The organism is Rhodococcus sp. IEGM 1372 (genome assembly GCF_030056835.1).
Classification (GTDB): domain Bacteria; phylum Actinomycetota; class Actinomycetes; order Mycobacteriales; family Mycobacteriaceae; genus Rhodococcoides.
The window spans coordinates 99,878-118,182 of record NZ_JASHKS010000007.1; the positions used below are offsets into that span (position 1 = coordinate 99,878).

15 protein-coding genes and 1 pseudogene are annotated in these 18,305 nt (G+C 63.6%); 6 read left to right on the forward strand and 10 right to left on the reverse strand.

Features of this window, described 5'->3' with window-relative positions:
* Nucleotides 1-45: 45 nt before the first annotated feature.
* Both QM590_RS09895 and QM590_RS09900 read right to left on the reverse strand, forming a co-directional pair.
* Nucleotides 46-1,287, reverse strand: a complete 1,242-nt coding sequence (locus QM590_RS09895; RefSeq protein WP_411741321.1) for a DUF6745 domain-containing protein — start codon at nt 1,285-1,287, stop codon at nt 46-48.
* A 123-nt stretch (nt 1,288-1,410) separates the two neighbouring features.
* Entirely contained in the window at nt 1,411-2,394 is a 984-nt protein-coding gene (locus QM590_RS09900) for a sugar-binding transcriptional regulator (RefSeq protein ID WP_094638970.1), read from the reverse strand.
* A gap of 122 nt (nt 2,395-2,516) precedes the next feature.
* Here QM590_RS09900 and QM590_RS09905 point away from each other — a divergent pair, with 122 nt between their 5' ends.
* The 3 genes from QM590_RS09905 to QM590_RS09915 are packed head-to-tail and all read left to right on the forward strand — an operon-like array spanning nt 2,517 to nt 6,588.
* Entirely contained in the window at nt 2,517-3,371 is an 855-nt protein-coding gene (locus QM590_RS09905; RefSeq protein ID WP_032379865.1) for an MIP/aquaporin family protein, read from the forward strand.
* On the forward strand, nt 3,368-4,885 hold the full coding sequence (gene glpK, locus QM590_RS09910; protein WP_269594713.1) for a glycerol kinase GlpK: 1,518 nt from the start codon (nt 3,368-3,370) through the stop codon (nt 4,883-4,885). Before QM590_RS09905 ends, glpK begins: the two co-directional genes overlap by 4 nt.
* Nucleotides 4,882-6,588, forward strand: coding sequence for a glycerol-3-phosphate dehydrogenase/oxidase (locus QM590_RS09915; protein WP_149407166.1), 1,707 nt, complete (start codon nt 4,882-4,884; stop codon nt 6,586-6,588). The genes glpK and QM590_RS09915 overlap by 4 nt, the downstream gene beginning before the upstream one ends.
* A 121-nt stretch (nt 6,589-6,709) precedes the next feature.
* Here the strand turns inward: QM590_RS09915 and QM590_RS09920 are convergent, their stop codons facing one another.
* The 5 genes and pseudogenes from QM590_RS09920 to QM590_RS09940 form a co-directional block, all read right to left on the reverse strand.
* Nucleotides 6,710-7,201: a GGDEF domain-containing protein gene (locus QM590_RS09920; protein ID WP_269594772.1), complete on the reverse strand. Its 492-nt coding sequence runs from the start codon at nt 7,199-7,201 to the stop codon at nt 6,710-6,712.
* Nucleotides 7,202-7,207: 6 nt separating this feature from the next.
* Nucleotides 7,208-7,501 (reverse strand): annotated as a pseudogene (locus QM590_RS09925) (PAS domain S-box protein); the annotation flags it as partial.
* Between the two features lie 12 nt (nt 7,502-7,513).
* Nucleotides 7,514-7,990: a PAS domain-containing protein gene (locus tag QM590_RS09930; protein WP_269594712.1), complete on the reverse strand. Its 477-nt coding sequence runs from the start codon at nt 7,988-7,990 to the stop codon at nt 7,514-7,516.
* A 176-nt stretch (nt 7,991-8,166) separates the two neighbouring features.
* Complete coding sequence (locus QM590_RS09935) at nt 8,167-9,336, reverse strand: lipase family protein (RefSeq protein ID WP_269594711.1); 1,170 nt, start codon at nt 9,334-9,336, stop codon at nt 8,167-8,169.
* A complete protein-coding gene (locus tag QM590_RS09940) occupies nt 9,333-10,850 on the reverse strand; it encodes a M28 family peptidase (RefSeq protein ID WP_269594710.1) in 1,518 nt (505 codons plus the stop codon). The genes QM590_RS09935 and QM590_RS09940 overlap by 4 nt, the downstream gene beginning before the upstream one ends.
* 63 nt (nt 10,851-10,913) lie before the next feature.
* Here QM590_RS09940 and QM590_RS09945 point away from each other — a divergent pair, with 63 nt between their 5' ends.
* The gene (locus QM590_RS09945; protein WP_269594709.1) at nt 10,914-11,609 is read left to right on the forward strand and encodes a TetR/AcrR family transcriptional regulator; all 696 of its coding nucleotides are present in this window, start codon (nt 10,914-10,916) and stop codon (nt 11,607-11,609) included.
* A gap of 102 nt (nt 11,610-11,711) precedes the next feature.
* Here the strand turns inward: QM590_RS09945 and glgX are convergent, their stop codons facing one another.
* A complete protein-coding gene (gene glgX / locus QM590_RS09950; RefSeq protein WP_269594708.1) occupies nt 11,712-13,754 on the reverse strand; it encodes a glycogen debranching protein GlgX in 2,043 nt (680 codons plus the stop codon).
* A gap of 122 nt (nt 13,755-13,876) precedes the next feature.
* Here glgX and QM590_RS09955 point away from each other — a divergent pair, with 122 nt between their 5' ends.
* The gene (locus QM590_RS09955) at nt 13,877-16,258 is read left to right on the forward strand and encodes an ATP-binding protein (protein WP_269594707.1); all 2,382 of its coding nucleotides are present in this window, start codon (nt 13,877-13,879) and stop codon (nt 16,256-16,258) included.
* Here the strand turns inward: QM590_RS09955 and QM590_RS09960 are convergent.
* Nucleotides 16,252-16,632 carry a DUF5313 family protein gene (locus QM590_RS09960; protein ID WP_269594706.1) on the reverse strand — a complete coding sequence of 127 codons (381 nt, stop codon included), beginning with the start codon at nt 16,630-16,632 and terminating at the stop codon, nt 16,252-16,254. The genes QM590_RS09955 and QM590_RS09960 overlap by 7 nt on opposite strands.
* Nucleotides 16,629-17,081, reverse strand: coding sequence for a MarR family winged helix-turn-helix transcriptional regulator (locus tag QM590_RS09965; protein WP_149407170.1), 453 nt, complete (start codon nt 17,079-17,081; stop codon nt 16,629-16,631). Before QM590_RS09965 ends, QM590_RS09960 begins: the two co-directional genes overlap by 4 nt.
* A 245-nt stretch (nt 17,082-17,326) precedes the next feature.
* On the opposite strand from QM590_RS09965, the gene QM590_RS09970 reads away from it, so the two are divergent.
* The gene (locus tag QM590_RS09970; protein ID WP_269594771.1) at nt 17,327-18,304 is read left to right on the forward strand and encodes an alpha/beta hydrolase; all 978 of its coding nucleotides are present in this window, start codon (nt 17,327-17,329) and stop codon (nt 18,302-18,304) included.
* The last annotated feature ends 1 nt before the right edge of the window (nt 18,305 follow it).

The window sequence follows — 18,305 nt, forward strand, 5'->3', positions numbered from 1 at the left end:
GTGTGTTGTAAGGGTGTGTGGTCGGGGTGTGGTGTCAGGTTGGGGTCAGGTTCTGCGGAGTAGTCGGCCGTAATCGGCTCCGGCCAGACCGTAGGTCCAGCCCGCGGCATCGACCGCGGACGAGAATGCGCCGGGGACGCGAAGCCCGTAGCGTCGGCGCTTCCCGTCTCGTTCGCGAGAACCGTTGACGGCAAGCAGTATTCGACCCTCGTCTCCCCAGCCTGCGGGGGTGGCGAACAGTTGCAGGGTGCAGCCTGGGTTACCCGGGTCGTCGTCGGTGTCGACCAGTCGTAAACCGGCCTGGTCCAGATAGAAGTCCCAGCCGATCCGTTCGATGGCGCTTCGCCGGATCTCGACGTTGCGTTCGACGGTGATGCGTTCGACCGTCGGATCATGGATCACCCAAGCGGGAATCACTGTCCCGTTGAGGACATGGACACCGCTGCCGTCGCCGAACTCGACCGCGGGGAAGGTCGAATGATGCAGTCGCACTTCGCCGTGCACCGGATCGGGAATCGGTTCGGTGTGCAGAGCCGTCGGCCGTTCGGACATCACTGCGATGTCGTCGAACGCCCACCACCATCCCGTCGACTCGATGAGGGCGGATTGAATGTCGAGAAGCTCGTTGTCCTCGCGGCCGAACGTCATGAGGCCGAAAGAGCGATAGATGTCGTAGTAGGCGACGCGATGGGCTTCTTGTTGTCCGTACCAGCTGACGGTGCCGAAGGGGTGCGGAGCGAGGGTTCGGACAGCCGTGGCCGCTCCATCGAAGAGGCTGGTGTGCAGAGACTTTCGCACGGTTCGGCGAATGATCGGATCGGGACTGATGCCGGCGCGGGCCGCGTCTGTCGGTGAGCGGCGTGCGACATCGATACGCGCCTGCAGATCACGCTGTGCATTGTTGTCGGAGTAGTAGTACTGCTGTGGCCATTCGATCTGTCGTCGATCGATTCGCTGGTCCATCCGTCGGCGTGAACTCGACAGCAGTGATGCGATGAGGGAGCCTGCACCTGCGCTGTCCGCTATCGGTCGAGATGTCATGAATTCGGCGGCGGCTGCAGGAGATGCCACCCACACGAATTTCGGCTCAGGACGCCCCGATCTTCGATACAGCTGTGCCACAGCCGATTCCGCGGCTGTTCTGTCGGAGGGGCCGGCCTTCAGGCCGTAGGCGAGCCATCGATCGCGCTGCGCGCAGATTGCGCGAATGCTCTCGGCATAATCTTCGGGATTGTCACTGAATGTGCCGCGACGGGGAAATGTCGACGGCATCGGCACGGCGCTCACGTGAGGGAGGCGGTGTCCGCCTTTCCGGTTGTCATGAAGAAAAGAGTGACACGAGAATCCAGTGAGCGCAAGGCGCACGTGCACGAAACTTCGTAGCAGGGGTCGAGGTTCCGCTCACGTGGGTCAGCCGCGCGAGCGGAGAATCAACTGGGCCGCGCTGATGTCGTCGATGACGAGGTCGGTGATCAATCCGCCGCGCAGCGCGGCGGTGAGGGCATCGAGCTTGGACGCCCCGGCGACGATGCAGACTCGGCGCGGCACCACCTTGAGTCGGTCCAGACTCGGTCCACTGGATCTGTCGTTCAACGCAATTCGATCGTGGCTGCCGTCGGAGCGCAGGAACACGGTGGCAATGTCTCCGACGACGCCGTCGCGCTGTAGCTCGGCTCGATCCTCGCGCTCGAGATAGCCGGCGCTGTAGACGTGACTAGGAACGGCACTGCTCATGACACCGATGCTGAACACGGCGAGGTTCATCCGGTCCTGCAGTTCCAGTACTCGCTTGATGCTCCGCTCGCGCCACAGGTGTCGGCGGGTTTCGGGGTAGTCGAAGAACGCGGGAACCGGAAATCCCTGCGCCACAGCGCCGTAGGCGTCGGCGAACGTTCGGACGATGTCGGTGGCGTAGGAGACCCCGGTGGTGCGGGTGTTCGCTGCGCCGTTGAGCTGCACGACGGTCGAGTTGTGGGTCCGTTTGGGTGCGAGCTTGCGACTGACGGCGCTGACGGTGGTTCCCCACGCGACGCCCATCACCATGTCCGACTCGAAGAACGACGTCAGCAATCGGCCTGCGAAGGTGGCGACGCGGTCGAGGCGCTGCAATTCGTCGACGGTTTCCGACACAGGGACGACATGTGCACGAATGTCGTACAGATCGGCGAAAGCCCGCTCGATTCGTGGTGCCTGACCGAGAGGGGTGGAGATCTTGATTTCCACCAGTCCCGATGCCCGCGCGAACGTGATGAGCCGGGAGACCGTCGAACGAGATACGCCCAGCTCACGGCCGATCGCCGCCATCGTCATGTCCTGGAAGTAGTAGAGGCGCGCTGCCTGGGTGGCATGGCCGGTCCGCAGATCCGATTCGGGTGCGATGCGTTGGTCCGTCACCATCGCCAGTGTACGACCGCTTTGCACATATGTGCATCAGCTGTGCAACGCAGTGCAGGCCGTCTACCGTGGCAAACAGCACGCAATGTGGCGTGCATCACCAACTTTGCGGAGGCTACACAATGGCTCGTAAGGAACCGGAATGGGGACTACCGGCGCACATGGCTGCCGAGTTCGCCGGAACCATGATTCTCATTCTGTTCGGCGTCGGCGTCGTCGCGCAGGTCGTCTCGGGCGGTGAATCGGGAAGTCTCGGAGACCACGACTCGATCGCCTGGGCCTGGGGGCTCGGCGTGATGTTCGGCATCTACGTCGCGGGTCGGATCACCGGCGCGCACCTCAACCCCGCGGTCACGATCACGTTCGCACTCTTCCGCGGATTCAGCTGGAAGATGGTTGCGCCGTACATCCTCGCGCAGACCGCAGGTGCCTTCGTGGCCGCTCTGCTGGTGCGCTGGAACTACAACGACATGATCAACGCAGTGGACCCCGGGCACACCACCGCCACCCAGACGATCTTCTCGACGCTTCCCGGTAACGGAACTCTGCCGGTCAGCGTGTCCTCGGCACTGATCGACCAGATCATCGGCACCGCGATCCTGCTGTTCCTCATTGTGGCCGTGACCGATTCGCTCGGCACCGCGCCGATGGCCAATATGGCACCGCTGATCGTCGGCCTCATCGTCGTCGCCATCGGTTTCGCGTGGGCCACCAACGCCGGCTACGCGATCAATCCGGCCCGAGATTTCGGACCTCGCCTGGCGTCGTACATCACCGGATACGGTGGAGCCTGGCGAGATCAATACGGCGGCCTGTACTTCTGGGTCCCGATCGTCGGACCTCTCGTAGGCGGACCGATAGGAGTGTTCCTGTACGACCTGCTCATCGGAAAGAACCTACGCAAACAAGAAGGTTCGACGCCCGAGCCGCCATCACGACTCCCAGCAGACACCCAGACCACAGGAGAGAAGCCATGACCGAGTTCGCAGGAAAGTACGTCGCCGCGATCGATCAGGGAACCACGTCTTCACGCTGCATGATCTTCGATCACGCGGGCACCGTCGTCGCGGTCGATCAGAAGGAACACCAGCAGATCTTTCCGCAGGCCGGTTGGGTCGAGCACGACGCGTCGGAGATCTGGGACAACGTGCGCGCTGTTGCGGCCGGTGCCATGGCCGCAGCGGATCTGACGCGCGAGGACATCGCCGCCGTCGGAATCACCAACCAGCGCGAGACGGCGCTGGTGTGGGATCGCGCAACGGGCAAGCCGATCTACAACGCCATCGTCTGGCAGGACACCCGTACCGATCGCATCGCCACCGCGCTGGGCGGGGGCGATGCCAACAAGTACACCGCCAAGACCGGTCTGCCCTTGGCCACCTACTTCTCCGGCCCCAAGATCAGGTGGATCCTCGACAACGTCGACGGTGCACGGGCGAAAGCCGAAGCGGGAGAACTGTGTTTCGGAAACATGGACACCTGGGTGCTGTGGAACATGACCGGCGGTGTCGACGGCGGGCTGCATTACACCGATCCGACCAACGCCTCACGCACCCTGCTGATGGATCTCGACTCCCTGCAGTGGGACGAGAGCATCTGTGCAGACATGGGCATTCCGATGTCGATGCTGCCCGAGATCCGCTCGAGCTCCGAGGTGTACGGAACCGGCCGTGAGCGTGGACCGTTCAGTGGAGTGCCGATCGCCGGCATCCTCGGCGATCAGCAGGCAGCGACCTTCGGGCAGGCCTGCCTGTCTCCCGGTGAAGCCAAGAACACCTACGGCACAGGCAATTTCGTGCTTCTCAACACCGGTACCGAAAAGGTGATGAGCAAGAACGGTCTGCTGACCACGGTCTGCTACAAGATCGGCGACCAGCCGACGGTGTACGCGCTCGAAGGTTCCATCGCCGTGACGGGCTCGTTGGTGCAGTGGCTGCGCGACAACCTGGGCATGATCTCCTCGGCCGCGGACATCGAGACCGACGCACGGTCGGTGGACGACAACGGCGGTGCCTACTTCGTCCCCGCCTTCTCCGGTCTGTTCGCACCGCACTGGCGATCGGACGCCCGCGGTGCCATCGTGGGATTGACGCGCTTCGTCAACAAGGGGCACCTGGCGCGTGCAGTCCTCGAAGCCACCGCGTATCAGACGCGTGAGGTGATCGAGGCCATGAACGCCGACTCCGGCGTCGATCTCGAGGTGCTCAAGGTCGACGGCGGCATGGTGGTCAACGAACTGCTGATGCAGTTCCAGTCCGACATCCTGAACGTGGACGTGGTCCGTCCCGTCGTGGCCGAAACCACTGCTCTCGGAGCGGCTTACGCCGCCGGACTGGCCGTAGGCTATTGGGAGAGCGAAGACGACATTCGCCAGAACTGGGCCGAGGACAAGACATGGACCCCGTCCATGGACGAAGACCAGCGGGCGAAGTTGTACGCCGGCTGGAAGAAGGCAGTAACACGAACTCTCGATTGGGTTGATGAAGAATGAGTTCCACCACAACGGCCATGAGTCCTCAGGCACGCGCAGATGCGCTGGCGAGGATGGAAGCCGAAGAGCTCGACATTCTGGTGATCGGCGGCGGCGTCGTCGGTGCCGGAACTGCACTGGACGCCGTGACCCGCGGATTGAAAGTGGGTCTGCTCGAAGCGCGTGACTACGCGGCCGGCACGTCCAGCCGCTCGAGCAAGCTCTTCCACGGAGGTCTGCGGTACCTCGAGCAGTTCAACTTCGCGTTGGTATTCGAGGCGCTCAAGGAGCGTTCGCTGGTACTGAACAAGCTGTGCCCGCACCTCGCTCGCCCGGTGCCGTTCATCTATCCGCTCGAGAAGGTGATCGACCGTCCGTACGTCGGGCTCGGCATCGGCGTGTACGACGTCATGGGTGCCGGACGCGGCGTCCCGAGTCACCACAAGCACCTCGGCAAGAAGAAGACGCTCGAGTCCTTCCCGTCGGGCAAGCGCTCGGCGATTCGCGGTGCGGTGAAGTTCTACGAGGGCCAGGTCGACGACGCTCGGCACACGATGATGCTCGCGCGTACCGCGGCCGCCTACGGCGCGTTGTGCGCCAACAGCACTCGCGTCACGGGCTTCCTTCGGGAGGACGACAAGGTCGTCGGCGTCGTGGCGAGCGACCTGGAAACGGGCCGTTCCTTCGAGGTGCGGGCCAAGCAGGTCATCAACGCCGCCGGGGTGTGGACCGACGAGGTGCAGCAGATGGTCGGTGGCCGTGGACAATTCCAGGTTCGCGCCTCCAAGGGGGTGCACCTGGTGGTGCCGCGCAACCGCATCAACAGTGCCACCGGCATCATCACGCGGACCGAGAAGAGTCTGCTGTTCGTCATCCCGTGGGGTAGTCATTGGATCATCGGGACCACCGATACCGACTGGAAGCTCGACCTGGCTCATCCGGCCGCGAGCCAGAGCGACATCGACTACATCCTGGGCCACGTGAACAAATTGCTCGCCGATCCGTTGGACCGCACCGACGTCGTCGGCGTGTATGCCGGACTGCGCCCGTTGCTGTTCGGCGAATCCGATTCCACCAGCACCCTGTCCCGGGAACATGCGGTGTCCAGCCCGGTCCGCGGACTGACGGTCATCGCCGGTGGCAAGTACACCACCTATCGCGTGATGGCCAAGGACGCAGTCGATTCCGCGGTACACGGACTCGAACGCACGGTACCGAAGTGCGTCACCGAGGACATTCCGCTCGTCGGTGCGGACGGCTACCTCGGCGCGTACAACTCCCGCGCTCTGACGGCCGAACGCACCGGTATGCGCGTCTCACGCGTCGAGCATCTGCTCGGCCGGTACGGCACTCTGATGGGTGAGCTGCTGGACTTGATCGACGCCGATGCAGAGCTCGGAAAGCCGCTCGAGAGTGCACCGGAGTACTTGAAGGCAGAGGTGGTCTATGCGGCCAGTCACGAAGGCGCGCAGCATCTCGACGACATTCTGACCCGTCGGACCCGAATCTCGATCGAGGTTCCCGATCGTGGTGAAGCGGCGGCCATCGAGGTGGCTCGTCTGGTTGCACCCATCCTCGGGTGGGACGATCAGCATGTTGCCGAGGAAATCGAGCACTACCGGCTTCGCGTTCTGGCAGAACGGGATTCGCAGGAGCAGCCCGACGACGACACCGCCGATGCAGCTCGACTCGGAGCACCGGACGTGCGCGCCGGGGTGAGCTGAACCGTCAGTCGAGGGATTCGGTGAGGTAGCGCCGCACCGTCGGCCCTACCTCACCGAACCGACTAGGCCTCGATCACGCCCACCAGGCCACTTGTAGTTCGACTCTCCGGTCCGGGTCCGGCTAGATTCCGCGATTGCGACGCTTCATCCCGTACATGGCGGCGTCTGCATTCCGAAGCAGATCGGCTCGATCGCGGGTGTCTGCGTCGGTCCAGCTCGAACCGACTGCCGCGGACACCTGTAGGCCCCCTGGTATTCCGGGTGGTGTGTATCGCCCGGTGAGCTCGAGACGAACTCGCGATGCCAAGAGATCGAGGTCGGAAGGTGAAGCGATGAGGTCTGTGAGCACGACGAATTCGTCGCCGCCGATACGGCATACGATGTCACAGTCGCGCACCGCAGCACTGAGACGCCGCCCGGCTTCGATCAGAACTTGGTCCCCTACCAGGTGACCGTAGGTGTCGTTGATTGCTTTGAAATCGTCCAGGTCGATGAAGAGCAAGCCTATGGCGGACGCGGACGCAGGATGTGGATGGTCGGTCAACCGGCTCATGAAGAACCGCCGATTGGCAAGTCCGGTCAGTTCATCGGTAGACGCTTGCCGTTCGAGCATTTCCTCGGTCTGTTTGCGTGCGGAGATATCTTGGATCTGCGCAATGAATACGTCGGGGCCATTGGTTCGCCTCACTATTGTGGCGTTTCGCTGCACCCAGACCACGGTGCCGTCCTTGCGGACGTACCGCCTTTCGGATTCCACATGTGTACGGGTTCCACTGAGCAGTTGCGCCCGGAGATCGTCGGAGTCCTCGACTTCGTCGGGGTGAACGAAGTCTCGAAAACTCAGCGTGAGTAGCTCGGTCCGGCTGTAACCGAGCAGGCTGCACAGAGCGGTGTTCACATAGATCCAACGTCCGCTGGTATCGAGCTAACCTTTGCCGATAGGGGCGTGCTCCATTGCTACGCGGAACAGCTCGACAGCCTCGTCGCGCTCGCGCTCGGCTTGGACCCTCTCCGTGATGTCCGCTACCTGAACGAAGAAGCCTCGAACGTAGCCATCGACGACATCGGGCACGTAGGTGGTGTGCGTATGCCGGTCCGTTCCCGTTGTATCGGTCAGAACCCGATCGAACTGCTGCTCCTTTCCGCGCAACACTCCCTCGATGAACGGCCTGTTCAGCTCGAACAGTGTGTCGCCGAGTAGGTCCGAAAGATGCAAGCCACGTATCTGTTGCACGGTCAACCCGAAATAGTCGAGGTAGCGATGATTTGCCACGACATTGTGCAGGTTCCTGTCCCAGTAGCCGAGCATGGCCGGCACTCCATCGAGCAGTCCGCGTAAACGTTCGAGTTCACGAGTCGCTTCCATCGCGTCTGTAACGGTAGCCGAGTCGGAGGGAGCCATGGCGCAACTTTCACTTCGGTGGTCCACGGGAGGGGCCCGTCGTTCTTCCCGATATTTCAGTGTGCGCCTTCGAATCGGTCGTTCGCAGCCGTACCGACGTTGTGTTTGCGGTCGTCGTCGACGCCGCGGGAAAGGTTGTTCGATCTTATTGCGAGAATCTGACCGAATTGTGTAGTTCAGCCGGCCACTCCGACGAGCCAATTCGCAATCGACTCGGCCGCTTCGGGTGACGAGGGCACTGCTGTGTGACCCCCGGGTTGTACCGCGAAGGTGACATCGTTGCCGTCGGATCGGTATTGCGTGGCCAATGCCAGTGCGACCGGTACTGGAACAACTGGGTCGGCGGCACCGGCGTCGATTCGTATCGGTATCGCCGGGTCGATGTTGAGATTGAATACGTCGTTGGCGTCGGCGATCTTCGCCAGCGCCGCCGACGCCGGCTTCCCTTTGGGGCCGAGTAGTTGTGATGGCGCAAGTCGACCGAATGAGGTCGGCGACGACAACTCGCCGAAACACCGGTTTTCGACGTCGGGCAGCAGTGCGGTGGCGTCGGCGGAGAGACCACCGTCCCGCAGAATGTCCGAAAAAGCGGGGTCGACCGCGCCTGCCCCCACGATGAACAATGCGGCGAGGCTGACGAGGTCGCCGATACCGGCACCGGACAGCGGGATGGCCGTGGCCCCCTCGATGATCTGCCGCATCCCCGTCGGTGGTGTCACCGCCGTAACGCCGCGCAGTCGCAGCGGGCCCCATTCGCTGAGTTCGGCAGCCGACGCGAACAGCGACGCGACGGCGCCCTCCGAGTGGCCCATGAGCACGACGTCCGAGCCGATTCGGTTGTCGGCCCCGTGCACCGCGCGAGCCGAGTCGATCACGGCTCGCGCGAGGGATGCACCCATCAGATACGGGTGCGGCCCCGGAGTGCCTATGCCTTCGTAATCGGGCCTGACTACGACGAACCCGGCGTCCAGCATCCGACCGGCGACAGCGTCGCCGGTATTGGTGCGAACCACCTCGGGGTCTCCGGCTCGAATTGTCGACGGCGCACATTTGTCCGCGCCGCCGACCGTCATGTGCGAGAACACGAGGATGGGCCATCCACCCGGCGGCGGGGGCGTGCGCGGCAGCGAATAGGACCCGGTCATTTCGGTGGGGCCTCCGTCGACGCCGACCGACGTGTATCGGAAGACGGTCGTGACGGAGGCCCCTGGATGCGCGACCGGTGCGTCGATCACGACTGACTCGGCCACGATTCGCGGGCCTACACCCGAATCGGCATGTGCGACAGGGGCCAGCAGTACCGAGACGACGAGCACCGTCCCCCACCCGAACAGTCGATGGTTCATCGGATGGGAGCCGGGATCAGACCGATGGCGTGCGAGGGTTCGCGGTCCAATCGATCGAGGATATCTCGATAGAAGTGTGCGACCGGTTCGAGTTGTGTCTGATCTACCTTGTCCAGGGTGTCCGCATCGTCGTACATGTACAACGGTCCGGCGATCATGCTCACGATGGGTACACCGGCGAGGAGAACGAACGAAGCGTCGGTCGGAATTCCGCCCAACTGCTTCGGTATCACCGCGTTGAGCATCGACGTGGACCGAACATTGTTGCGTTGCAAAATATTTGCCATGTCGAACTTCAACTGGAGATTGAGATTCTCGAAAATGCCCTTCGGTTCGGGCTCGTCGAGCGTCTGCAGCTGCCCGTCGTCGGTCGTTCGCGCGAACTTGCCGACGTGCTCGATCGTCGCGTTCGCGACGATGTTCCATGGGGTCTCGCGGTCGATCAGGTACTTCTTCATGAAGGCGAGGTGGCTCTGGTAGCCGGTGAAATGGGTGTCGAAGGTGACGAACATCAGACTCTTCTCCCGAAGGGGTGCCCCGGGGTGTTTTGCGGCAAGGCCGTAATGGTCGGCGAGCGCTATGACCTCCGCGGTGCCGCTCGCGTCCTCGACCGCCCCGGTTCCGATCGAATCGTGGTGGGACTGCACCATGATGGTGTCGTTCGTCCGCCCCGGAAGCATTCCGACGACCGTCCGCGCCGTCACTGCCCGGCGGTCGACGGTGAGATCGATTCGTGCGCGGTTGTCATTGCGTGCCAGGGCATCCCGAACTCGAATTCCCTCGTCTCGGGTCACCCACATCCCGGGGATGCTCATCGCCAGCCGGCGGTAGTACTCGTTGTGGTAGCGGTTGGAATCGAAGTAGTCGGCGAGAACTCCTACGAAGCCGATCGCTCCGCCTTCCTGTGCGGCACGAACGGTCGCTTCCAGCGTGGTGACGAAGGGGTTGGACGACAGCATTTTCTCGGGGTCGAAGCGTGCGTCGTCCGGATCGTGAATGAACTCGGCGAAGGGGAGCAGGCCTGCGGTCGGCAGCAGGAAGGTGAGATCGAAGAGCACGATCCGTCCGCGGACGTCGACACCGTCCACCTTCCCCCGGCCGATGTCGACGACGGGAGCGGTGAGGCCGTCCGGCCCGGTGGTTTGCCTTCCGGGGCCCGCATCGGCCGGTATGAACGAATGATTCACCGGTGAAGCGGCGATGTCGTCGTTCCCGATACTCAGGCCCGCGTCCGTCGGAGTCCAGTCGTACGAGGTCACCTCCTCGAAGTGAACGTCCGACAGACCTGCGCTGCGGTAGCGATCGGCAACGTACTGCGCCGCAGCGAGACCACCTGGTGATCCGGTGGACCGAGGTGCCATCTCCGTCAAACTGCGTATCGTCCGCATGATGTTGTCGGGTGAAAGCGCAGTCGGTTCCTCTGCTGCCGCGCTGACCGGTCCGACGGTCGCAGCAGCGACCGCAATCAAACTCGCCGCGATCAATGCCGACGCTCGTCTCGACGTGTGTCTCATGTCCCCCCCAGGGCAGTCTGCAAGTAAAGTACGAATGCGTACCTTACACATCGAAGGAGCATCGTGACCAAGAAATCGATGCCGGAAATCCCGCGAATAGTCGAGGGGGTTTTCTTCACCACCCCGCCCCGGCTGCCACGCGGACCGCACGGTCTCGCCCGTGACGAAGTGGTCGAGAGCCACCGTGAGCGCCTGATGATCGCGTTCACCGAACTCATCGCCTCGCGCGGATACGCTGCCGTTGGGGTCAAGGACATCGTGGACCGATCGTCGGTCTCGAGATCGGCGTTCTACGGGTGCTTCGACTCGAAAGAGTCGTGCGCGGATGCTGCCTACGCCCGATTCATATCCGTCCTGGTGAACAAAATGACAAACAGCCTCGTCCATCGGGCCAGCGAGGATGTGTTCGCCGTTCTGGCCACCTACCTGACGACGCTGGGATCGGACCTGGTGGTTGCACGGGCGTTTCAAGTGGAGATGGATGCGGCTAGTCTACCGGCCAGGGAGCGTCGTAGACAGGCCCTCAGCGGGCTGGCCGCCGTCCTGCATCACGAGATGCAGCGGCAGGCTGCGGTCGACTCCGAACTGGACTCGGAGATCACCGTCGACGCGATGATCGGGGCAATATACGCAGTGAGGCAATTCGCGTCGGACTTGCTCGACACCGAAGCGGAGCCCGATTTGGGGACCGTCACTCCCCGGCTGGCTCGGTGGCTCGAAAATTCTTTACGCAAGCCTCGCGGACATTCGAGTGCGTGACACCGACTCGGAGCACCGGACGTGCGCGCCGGGGTGAGCTGAAACGAACAATGGCGGCAGTCCTCGTGACGAGGACTGCCGCCATTGTCGGCTGTTGCGGGGTCAGCCCTGCAGCAACGTGAACGAGTGTTCGCGAATCAGAATCGACGGCCCGCCTGCCTCGTATGCCTGATCGGGGTCGCTCGATGTCGACTGAGTCCAATGTCCCTTCGGCAGAGTGAATTCCACGGTGCCGGGCGAGGCGTTGACCATCCACGCGAACGACGCATCGGACTCACCGGCACGCATGAGGACAAGAATGCTGTGAGCATTGCCGTCCGACCAATCCTCGTCGGAGAGCTTCTCGCCGTCGGCGCGGTAGAAGTCGACGGTGTCCGGTCCGGCTCCTTCCTCGTCGGAATCGCTGTCGTGGCGGAACCACGTGGGGCGCAGAGCCGGGTGTTCGTCGCGTAGAGCGATCAAGTGGGTGGTGAAGTCGATGAGGTCCTGATCGGCTGTGCTCCAGTCGAACCAGGAGACCTCGTTGTCCTGGCAGTAGGCATTGTTGTTGCCGTTCTGCGTCCGGCCGAGCTCGTCGCCGCCGAGGATCATCGGCACGCCGGCCGAGAGCAACAGCGTCGCAAGGTGATTGCGCTGCTGACGGGCCCGGAGTGCGTTGACGCCCTCGTCGTCGGTCGGGCCCTCGGCTCCGCAACCCCACGAACGGTTGTCGGACTCGCCGTCCTGACTGTCCTCGCCGTTCTCCTCGTTGTGCTTGTCGTCGTAGGAGTTCAAGTCGGCCAATGTGAAGCCGTCGTGTGCGGTGATGAAGTTGACGCTGGCCAACGTGGGTCGACGAGTGCTCTCGTAGACGTCCGGGCTCCCCGTGACGCGCTGAGCCAGTGCCGGAAGTGCGCCGCTCTCGCCGCGCCAGAAGTCACGGACGTCGTCGCGGAACTTACCGTTCCACTCCGACCAGCGGGCCGGGAAGCCGCCCACCTGGTAGCCCTGGGTGTCCCACGGTTCGGCGATGAGTTTGACCGGTGCGAGCGTCGGGTCCTGGTGAACCAGGCTCAGGAATGCGCTGTGCACGTTCAGGTCCGAGTCCTGACGCGTCAGCGTACTGGCGAGGTCGAAGCGGAACCCGTCGACGTGCATCTCGGTCACCCAGTAGCGCAGCGAGTCCAGGATCAGTGCCAGGGCAGCGGGGTGACCGACGTTGAGGCTGTTGCCGGTGCCGGTGGTGTCGTAGTACGCGCTGCGGTCCTCGTCGACCAGACGGTAGTGCGAGCCGTTGTCGATTCCCTTGAGCGAGAGCGTCGGTCCGAGGTGATTGCCCTCGGCGGTGTGGTTGTAGACGACGTCGAGAATGACCTCGATGCCGTTCTCGTGCATGGCCTTGACCAATGCCTTGAACTCGTCCACCTGGCCGCCGGTGTCGCCGCTGCTGCTGTACTCGTTGTGCGGTGCGAAGAAGCCGATGGAGTTGTAGCCCCAGTAGTTCCGCCGCCCCTCCTCGAGCAGATGCGAGTCCTGAACGAACTGGTGGATGGGCAGCAGCTCCACCGCGGTGACGCCGATGCGCTTGAGATGTGCGATCGCGGCGGGATGCGCCAGACCGGCGTAGGTACCCCGAATATCCTCGGGCACATCGGGATTGGTGGCAGTGAAGCCCTTGACGTGCACCTCGTAGACGACCGTGCGATCGAGTGGTGTGCGCGGTGACTCGTCGCCGGACCAATCGAAGTTCGACTCCACGGCAACGGAATACGGCATGTGCGGGGCCGAGTCCTCGTCGTTGCGGGTCTCCGGCTCGGCGTGGAGGTGGCTGAACACCGATTCGTTCCAGTCGACCTGACCGGTGATGGCGGTGGCATACGGGTCGAGGAGCAACTTCGCGGAGTTGTGCCGCAGCCCCGACGCGGGATCCCATGGACCGTCGACACGCAGTCCGTAGCGTGTACCCGGCGTGACGTCGGGAACCAGATCGTGGAAGACGTGGCCGGTACGCAGCGTCAACGGTGTTGTACTGCGCTCTGTTCCGTCTTCGTTCAGCACGACCACGGACACCGAGTCCGCGGTTTCGGAGTAGACGGCAAGGTTGGCACCGTCGTTCGACAGACGCGAGACGCCCAAGGGGTACGTGAGACTTGATGAGAGGGGCATGCTCGCGGCAGTACCCCCGTGGGGGATCAGCGAAACGCCTGCATACCGGTCGTTCGGCTAGTATCGATGCCGAGATCGCGCCCGCCGGACTGGAGCGGAACGACAGTACGAAGGACGAGGCGATGAATTCCCCACAACCCGATGGCAGTTCGGCCCAGCTGGACGAGCTGTTCCCGGGTGACAACGCCACCGACGCGCGATTCCGGGAACTGGACTGGGCGGCGACCGATCTGGGGCCGGTGGAGAGTTGGCCGCAGGAGTTGGTGACGGCCGTCCGCACCGTCATGCCGTCGACGATCCCGATGCTGATCTGGTGGGGCCCGCATCTGGTGCAGATCTTCAACCACACGTACACCGATTTTCTCGGGGACAAGTTTCCGCAGGCTGCAGGTCAGCGAGCCAGCGAGAGCTGGTCCGAGATATGGGACGACGTGGGCGTTCTCTGCGCCCACGTGGTCGAGGACCGCAAGCCCGTGCACGGCGTTCGGCAGCTGTTCGTCATGAATCGGTTCGGCTACCCCGAGGAGACGTACTGGACCTTCTCGTACAGCCCGATCTTCGGGGCCGGACGGACGGTACTCGGCGTGTTCGTCGCCACGACCGAGGTCACGATGCAGGTACTCGGCGAACGCCGCATGCACGCGCTGCTCGCCCTGGGCTCGCTGACGGGTGACGGCGCCGAGGGACCGGTAGGCATCTGCCGCGCCGCGGTCGAGACGCTGGGTGACGAGGCCCGCGAGTTTCCCCTCGTGGTGGCCTACCTGCGCCGCGACCTCGCCGAAGACGGGCAGCTCGATCACATCGCGACCTCGGGCGCACTCGGCTGCGACGACGCGACCTGGGACCTTGCCCACGTTCTCGAAGTGTGTGACGGACGCGTTCCCTGTTCGACGGTCGAGATTGCCGGATCCGTCGCGCAGGCGGTCATCGTTCCGCTGACGCTCGCGGGACATGCTCAGCCCATCGGAGCCCTGTTGGTCGGAGTCGACGAATTTCGCGCCCGTGACGACTCCGTCGTGTCCTTCTCGATCGCGGTGGCCGAGCGGGTGTCCACGGCCCTGACCGCCTCGCATGCTTTCGAAATGGAAAGGCGACGCGTCGCGGCACTCGCCGAAGCCGACGAGGCGAAGACACGGCTGCTCGAGAACGTCGGACACGAGTTCCGCACGCCGCTGACCTTGCTCGCCGGCCCGTTGGATTCGGTGCGTGAGAGTGTCGACTCGACGCTGACCGACGTCGATCGTGAGTCCTTGGACGTCGTTCACCGCGCCTCGACTCGACTGCGTCGACTGGTCGACGATCTCCTGGACGTGGTCAGTGCCGATGCCGGTCAGCTGCGTCCCCGCCTCGAACCCACCGACCTCGGAGCGGTGACGCGCGACTGCGCGTCGCTGTTCGAGGCGGTGGCGTCGGACAAGGGTCTCGAGCTCGTGGTCGACGTAGCCGACGACGTCGTCGTCCTCACCGACGGTGAGATGTGGACGAAGATCGTGTTCAACCTCGTCGCGAACGCCGTCAAATACACGCCGGTCGGTCGGATCTCCGTGCGCCTGCGGACCGAGAGCGACGTCGTCCGCTTGGTCGTTGCGGATACCGGCCTCGGGATCCCCGCAGAGGACCTGCCGCTGATCTTCGATCGATTCCATCGAGTCGAACGATCGGGTGCCCACAGCATCGAAGGATCCGGTATCGGACTGGCACTCGTATCGGACCTGCTCACCGTCTTGCGCGGTCGTATCGACGTCGAGAGCGAGGCGGGCCGCGGCAGTACCTTCACCGTCGTGGTTCCGCGCCTGCCCGCCGAGGCGGCTGCAGCCGTCGAACGTCCGGTCGCCCCCGCCGATTCGGTGTCGGCGATATTCGCCGCGAGCGACTCGGCGACGGTGACCACCGAGCGCGCGGACATTCTTCTCGTCGAGGACAACGTCGACATGCGTAACTACCTGGTGCGCCTGCTGACCGACGAGGGCTGGTCCGTCACCACCGCGGGCGACATCGAGACCGCACTCGGCAGCGCTCGATCGACGATGCCCGGCCTCGTGCTCTCCGACGTTCTGCTGCCCGGACGCAGCGGTCTGGAACTCGTGGACGAGATCCGCCGCGACGACGCCTTGCAGCGGGTGCCGGTGATCCTGCTGACCGCGCGAGCGGGAACCGACTTCGTGCTCGACGGGCTCGGGCGCGGGGCCGACGACTACATCGTCAAACCGTTCCACGACCGAGAGTTGGTGGCTCGAATTCGAGTGCACCTCGAACTCTCGCGCGTGCGCGAACAACTGATCCAGGAAAGCGGCAACGAGGCCGCGACACTACGGACTGCACTCGACACCCGCGGATCCATCGGCCGAGCCGTCGGAATCCTGATGTCGGTGTACCGCATCGACGCAGACGCTGCCTTCACGCAGCTGACCGAGCTCTCGCAGAACACCAACCGCAAGACCCGCGACTTGGCGGCGATGATCGCCGACGATTTCACCGCCGGGCTCGGCCGAGAGCGTCAGTGATTGCGGCGGTAGTTCTCTCGCTCGCGTTCCATCTCGGCCATCTTCTTCGGGCTCTTCAGATCGGCCGGTAGCCCGTGGATCTCGAGGCGTCGAGCGCGATTCTGGTCCATGTAGGCGGCGGTGTAGAACAGTGCGAGCAGCAAACTGAGCAACACCATCGACGCGCGTAGCCAGATCGCTCCCGGAAACAGAACGAAGAATCCGATGAAGATCGGCAGGAACGGGATCATCGACCGCAGGATGTGACGTGGTGTCGCTCCTGGGCCGACGAGGTCGCGTCGAACCCAATCCTGCATGGAGTCAGGCAGTTTGCGGCCGAGGACGGCGTAGCCCAGCCACTGACCGAAGCGCGGGCGGGTAGGACGAGTGTTCACGACAGTGCCCCTGCTGCGATGGCCGCGTCGTTGACGCGGGTGAGGACGCGTCGTAGTTCGTCGAGTTCGGCGAGTGACGCTCCGAGTTTCGAAACGACGGTGGGTGGAATTTTCTCGGCTTTCTTGCGAAGCGCGGCCCCGGCCGGGGTGAGCGCGACGAGTAGAACGCGCTCGTCCTCGGCGCTTCGATTGCGGGTGAGCAACCCCATCGACTCCAGACGCTTGAGAAGCGGCGAGAGGGTGGGGGAGTCGAGTTGCAGGGCCGATCCGATGGCCTTGACCGACATCGGCGATTCGCCCCACAGCGCCAGCATCACCAGATACTGCGGATGCGTCAGTCCCATCGGCTCGAGCAGTGGCCGATACACCGACAGCACGGCGCGGTTGGCGACGGCGAGCGCGAAGCAGACCTGGCGGTCGAGCGCGAGTGGATCTTCGGTGGTCGTCACGGTCCCCAGGCTACCAGGATTGGTTAGTGCACTAACCATTAGTGGACGAAGCGATGCGGTGAAATCGGAACTGGATGCCCGAAAAGCGTTGCAAAGAAGGGTGAATGCTCGTGCAGTGATGTGTTGCCAGAGTCCCGGTCGGTCCGAATCGGGTGGATGTTCGTACGGCGTTCCATCCAGTCGGTTGCTGTGCAATGCTCCATGCAATTCGCCGTTCCCCTGTGACAAATCCCGAGAGGATCGCCATGCGTCGTCGACGCATCTTCACCACGTTCGCCGTCGCCGCCGCGCTGTCCGTGTCCTCGGTCGGCATTGTGTCCGCCAATCCTGCCGTCTCGGCCGCCCGCATCGTCGATACCGTGATCGCATCCGACACCCTGCGCACGCTGAGTGTCGAATCGCCTGCGATGGGGGCCGTTGTCGACGTGCAGGTGCTGACTCCGGCAGCGAAGACCGGATCGCGGCCGACTTTGTACATGCTCAGCGGAATCGGCGAAGAGGATCCGAACAACAGCATGTGGCTCCGCAAGGGCGGAGCGGCCGAATTCTTCGCTGACAAGAACGTCAACGTCGTGCTACCGCTGGCCGGACCGGGCAGCTTCTACACCGACTGGCAACGGGACGATCCGAAACTCGGCCGCTATCAATGGGAAACGTTCCTGACCGAGGAGCTTCCTCCGCTGATCGACGCGTCTGTGGACGGCAACGGACGCAACGCGATTGCCGGGCTGTCGATGGGGGCACAGTCGGCCATGATGCTGGCCGCACGTAATCCCGATGTCTACTCCGGGGTGGCGTCGTACAGCGGGTGTTTCGCCTCCTCGGAGCCCATGGGGCAGGCGAGTATCCGCGCGATCGTCGGAGCGTTCGGCGGCAATGCGGACAACATGTGGGGCGGTCCTCTCGATCCTGCCTGGGCGCAACATGATTCGGTGGTCAATGCCGAAAGCCTGCGCGGCACCGACGTGTACGTGTCGGTGGGAACGGGAGCGCCGGGCCGCCACGAAAGTTTCGACAGCGCGTCGGCGCTCGACGTGGTGGTGGTCGGTGGTCTCATCGAGGTGGGCGCGAACTACTGCACCCATCGGCTGGCGGATCGACTGAGCCAGTTGAACATCCCCGCGACGTTCGACTTCACCGAAACCGGAACCCACTCCTGGCCCTACTGGGTGGAACAACTGCCCAAGAGCTGGCCGACACTGGCCGGATCGCTCGGGATCTGAG

What these genes read in the sequence shown, in the direction of transcription:
- QM590_RS09935 (WP_269594711.1), bottom strand. Translation starts at nt 9,336, where the DNA reads ATGAACCATCGACTGTTCGGGTGGGGGACGGTGCTCGTCGTCTCGGTA.
- QM590_RS09915 (WP_149407166.1), top strand. Translation starts at nt 4,882, where the DNA reads ATGAGTTCCACCACAACGGCCATGAGTCCTCAGGCACGCGCAGATGCG.
- glpK (WP_269594713.1), top strand. Translation starts at nt 3,368, where the DNA reads ATGACCGAGTTCGCAGGAAAGTACGTCGCCGCGATCGATCAGGGAACC.
- QM590_RS09940 (WP_269594710.1), bottom strand. Translation starts at nt 10,850, where the DNA reads ATGAGACACACGTCGAGACGAGCGTCGGCATTGATCGCGGCGAGTTTG.
- QM590_RS09930 (WP_269594712.1), bottom strand. Translation starts at nt 7,990, where the DNA reads ATGGCTCCCTCCGACTCGGCTACCGTTACAGACGCGATGGAAGCGACT.
- QM590_RS09920 (WP_269594772.1), bottom strand. Translation starts at nt 7,201, where the DNA reads ATGCTCGAACGGCAAGCGTCTACCGATGAACTGACCGGACTTGCCAAT.
- QM590_RS09905 (WP_032379865.1), top strand. Translation starts at nt 2,517, where the DNA reads ATGGCTCGTAAGGAACCGGAATGGGGACTACCGGCGCACATGGCTGCC.
- QM590_RS09955 (WP_269594707.1), top strand. Translation starts at nt 13,877, where the DNA reads ATGAATTCCCCACAACCCGATGGCAGTTCGGCCCAGCTGGACGAGCTG.
- QM590_RS09970 (WP_269594771.1), top strand. Translation starts at nt 17,327, where the DNA reads ATGCGTCGTCGACGCATCTTCACCACGTTCGCCGTCGCCGCCGCGCTG.
- glgX (WP_269594708.1), bottom strand. Translation starts at nt 13,754, where the DNA reads ATGCCCCTCTCATCAAGTCTCACGTACCCCTTGGGCGTCTCGCGTCTG.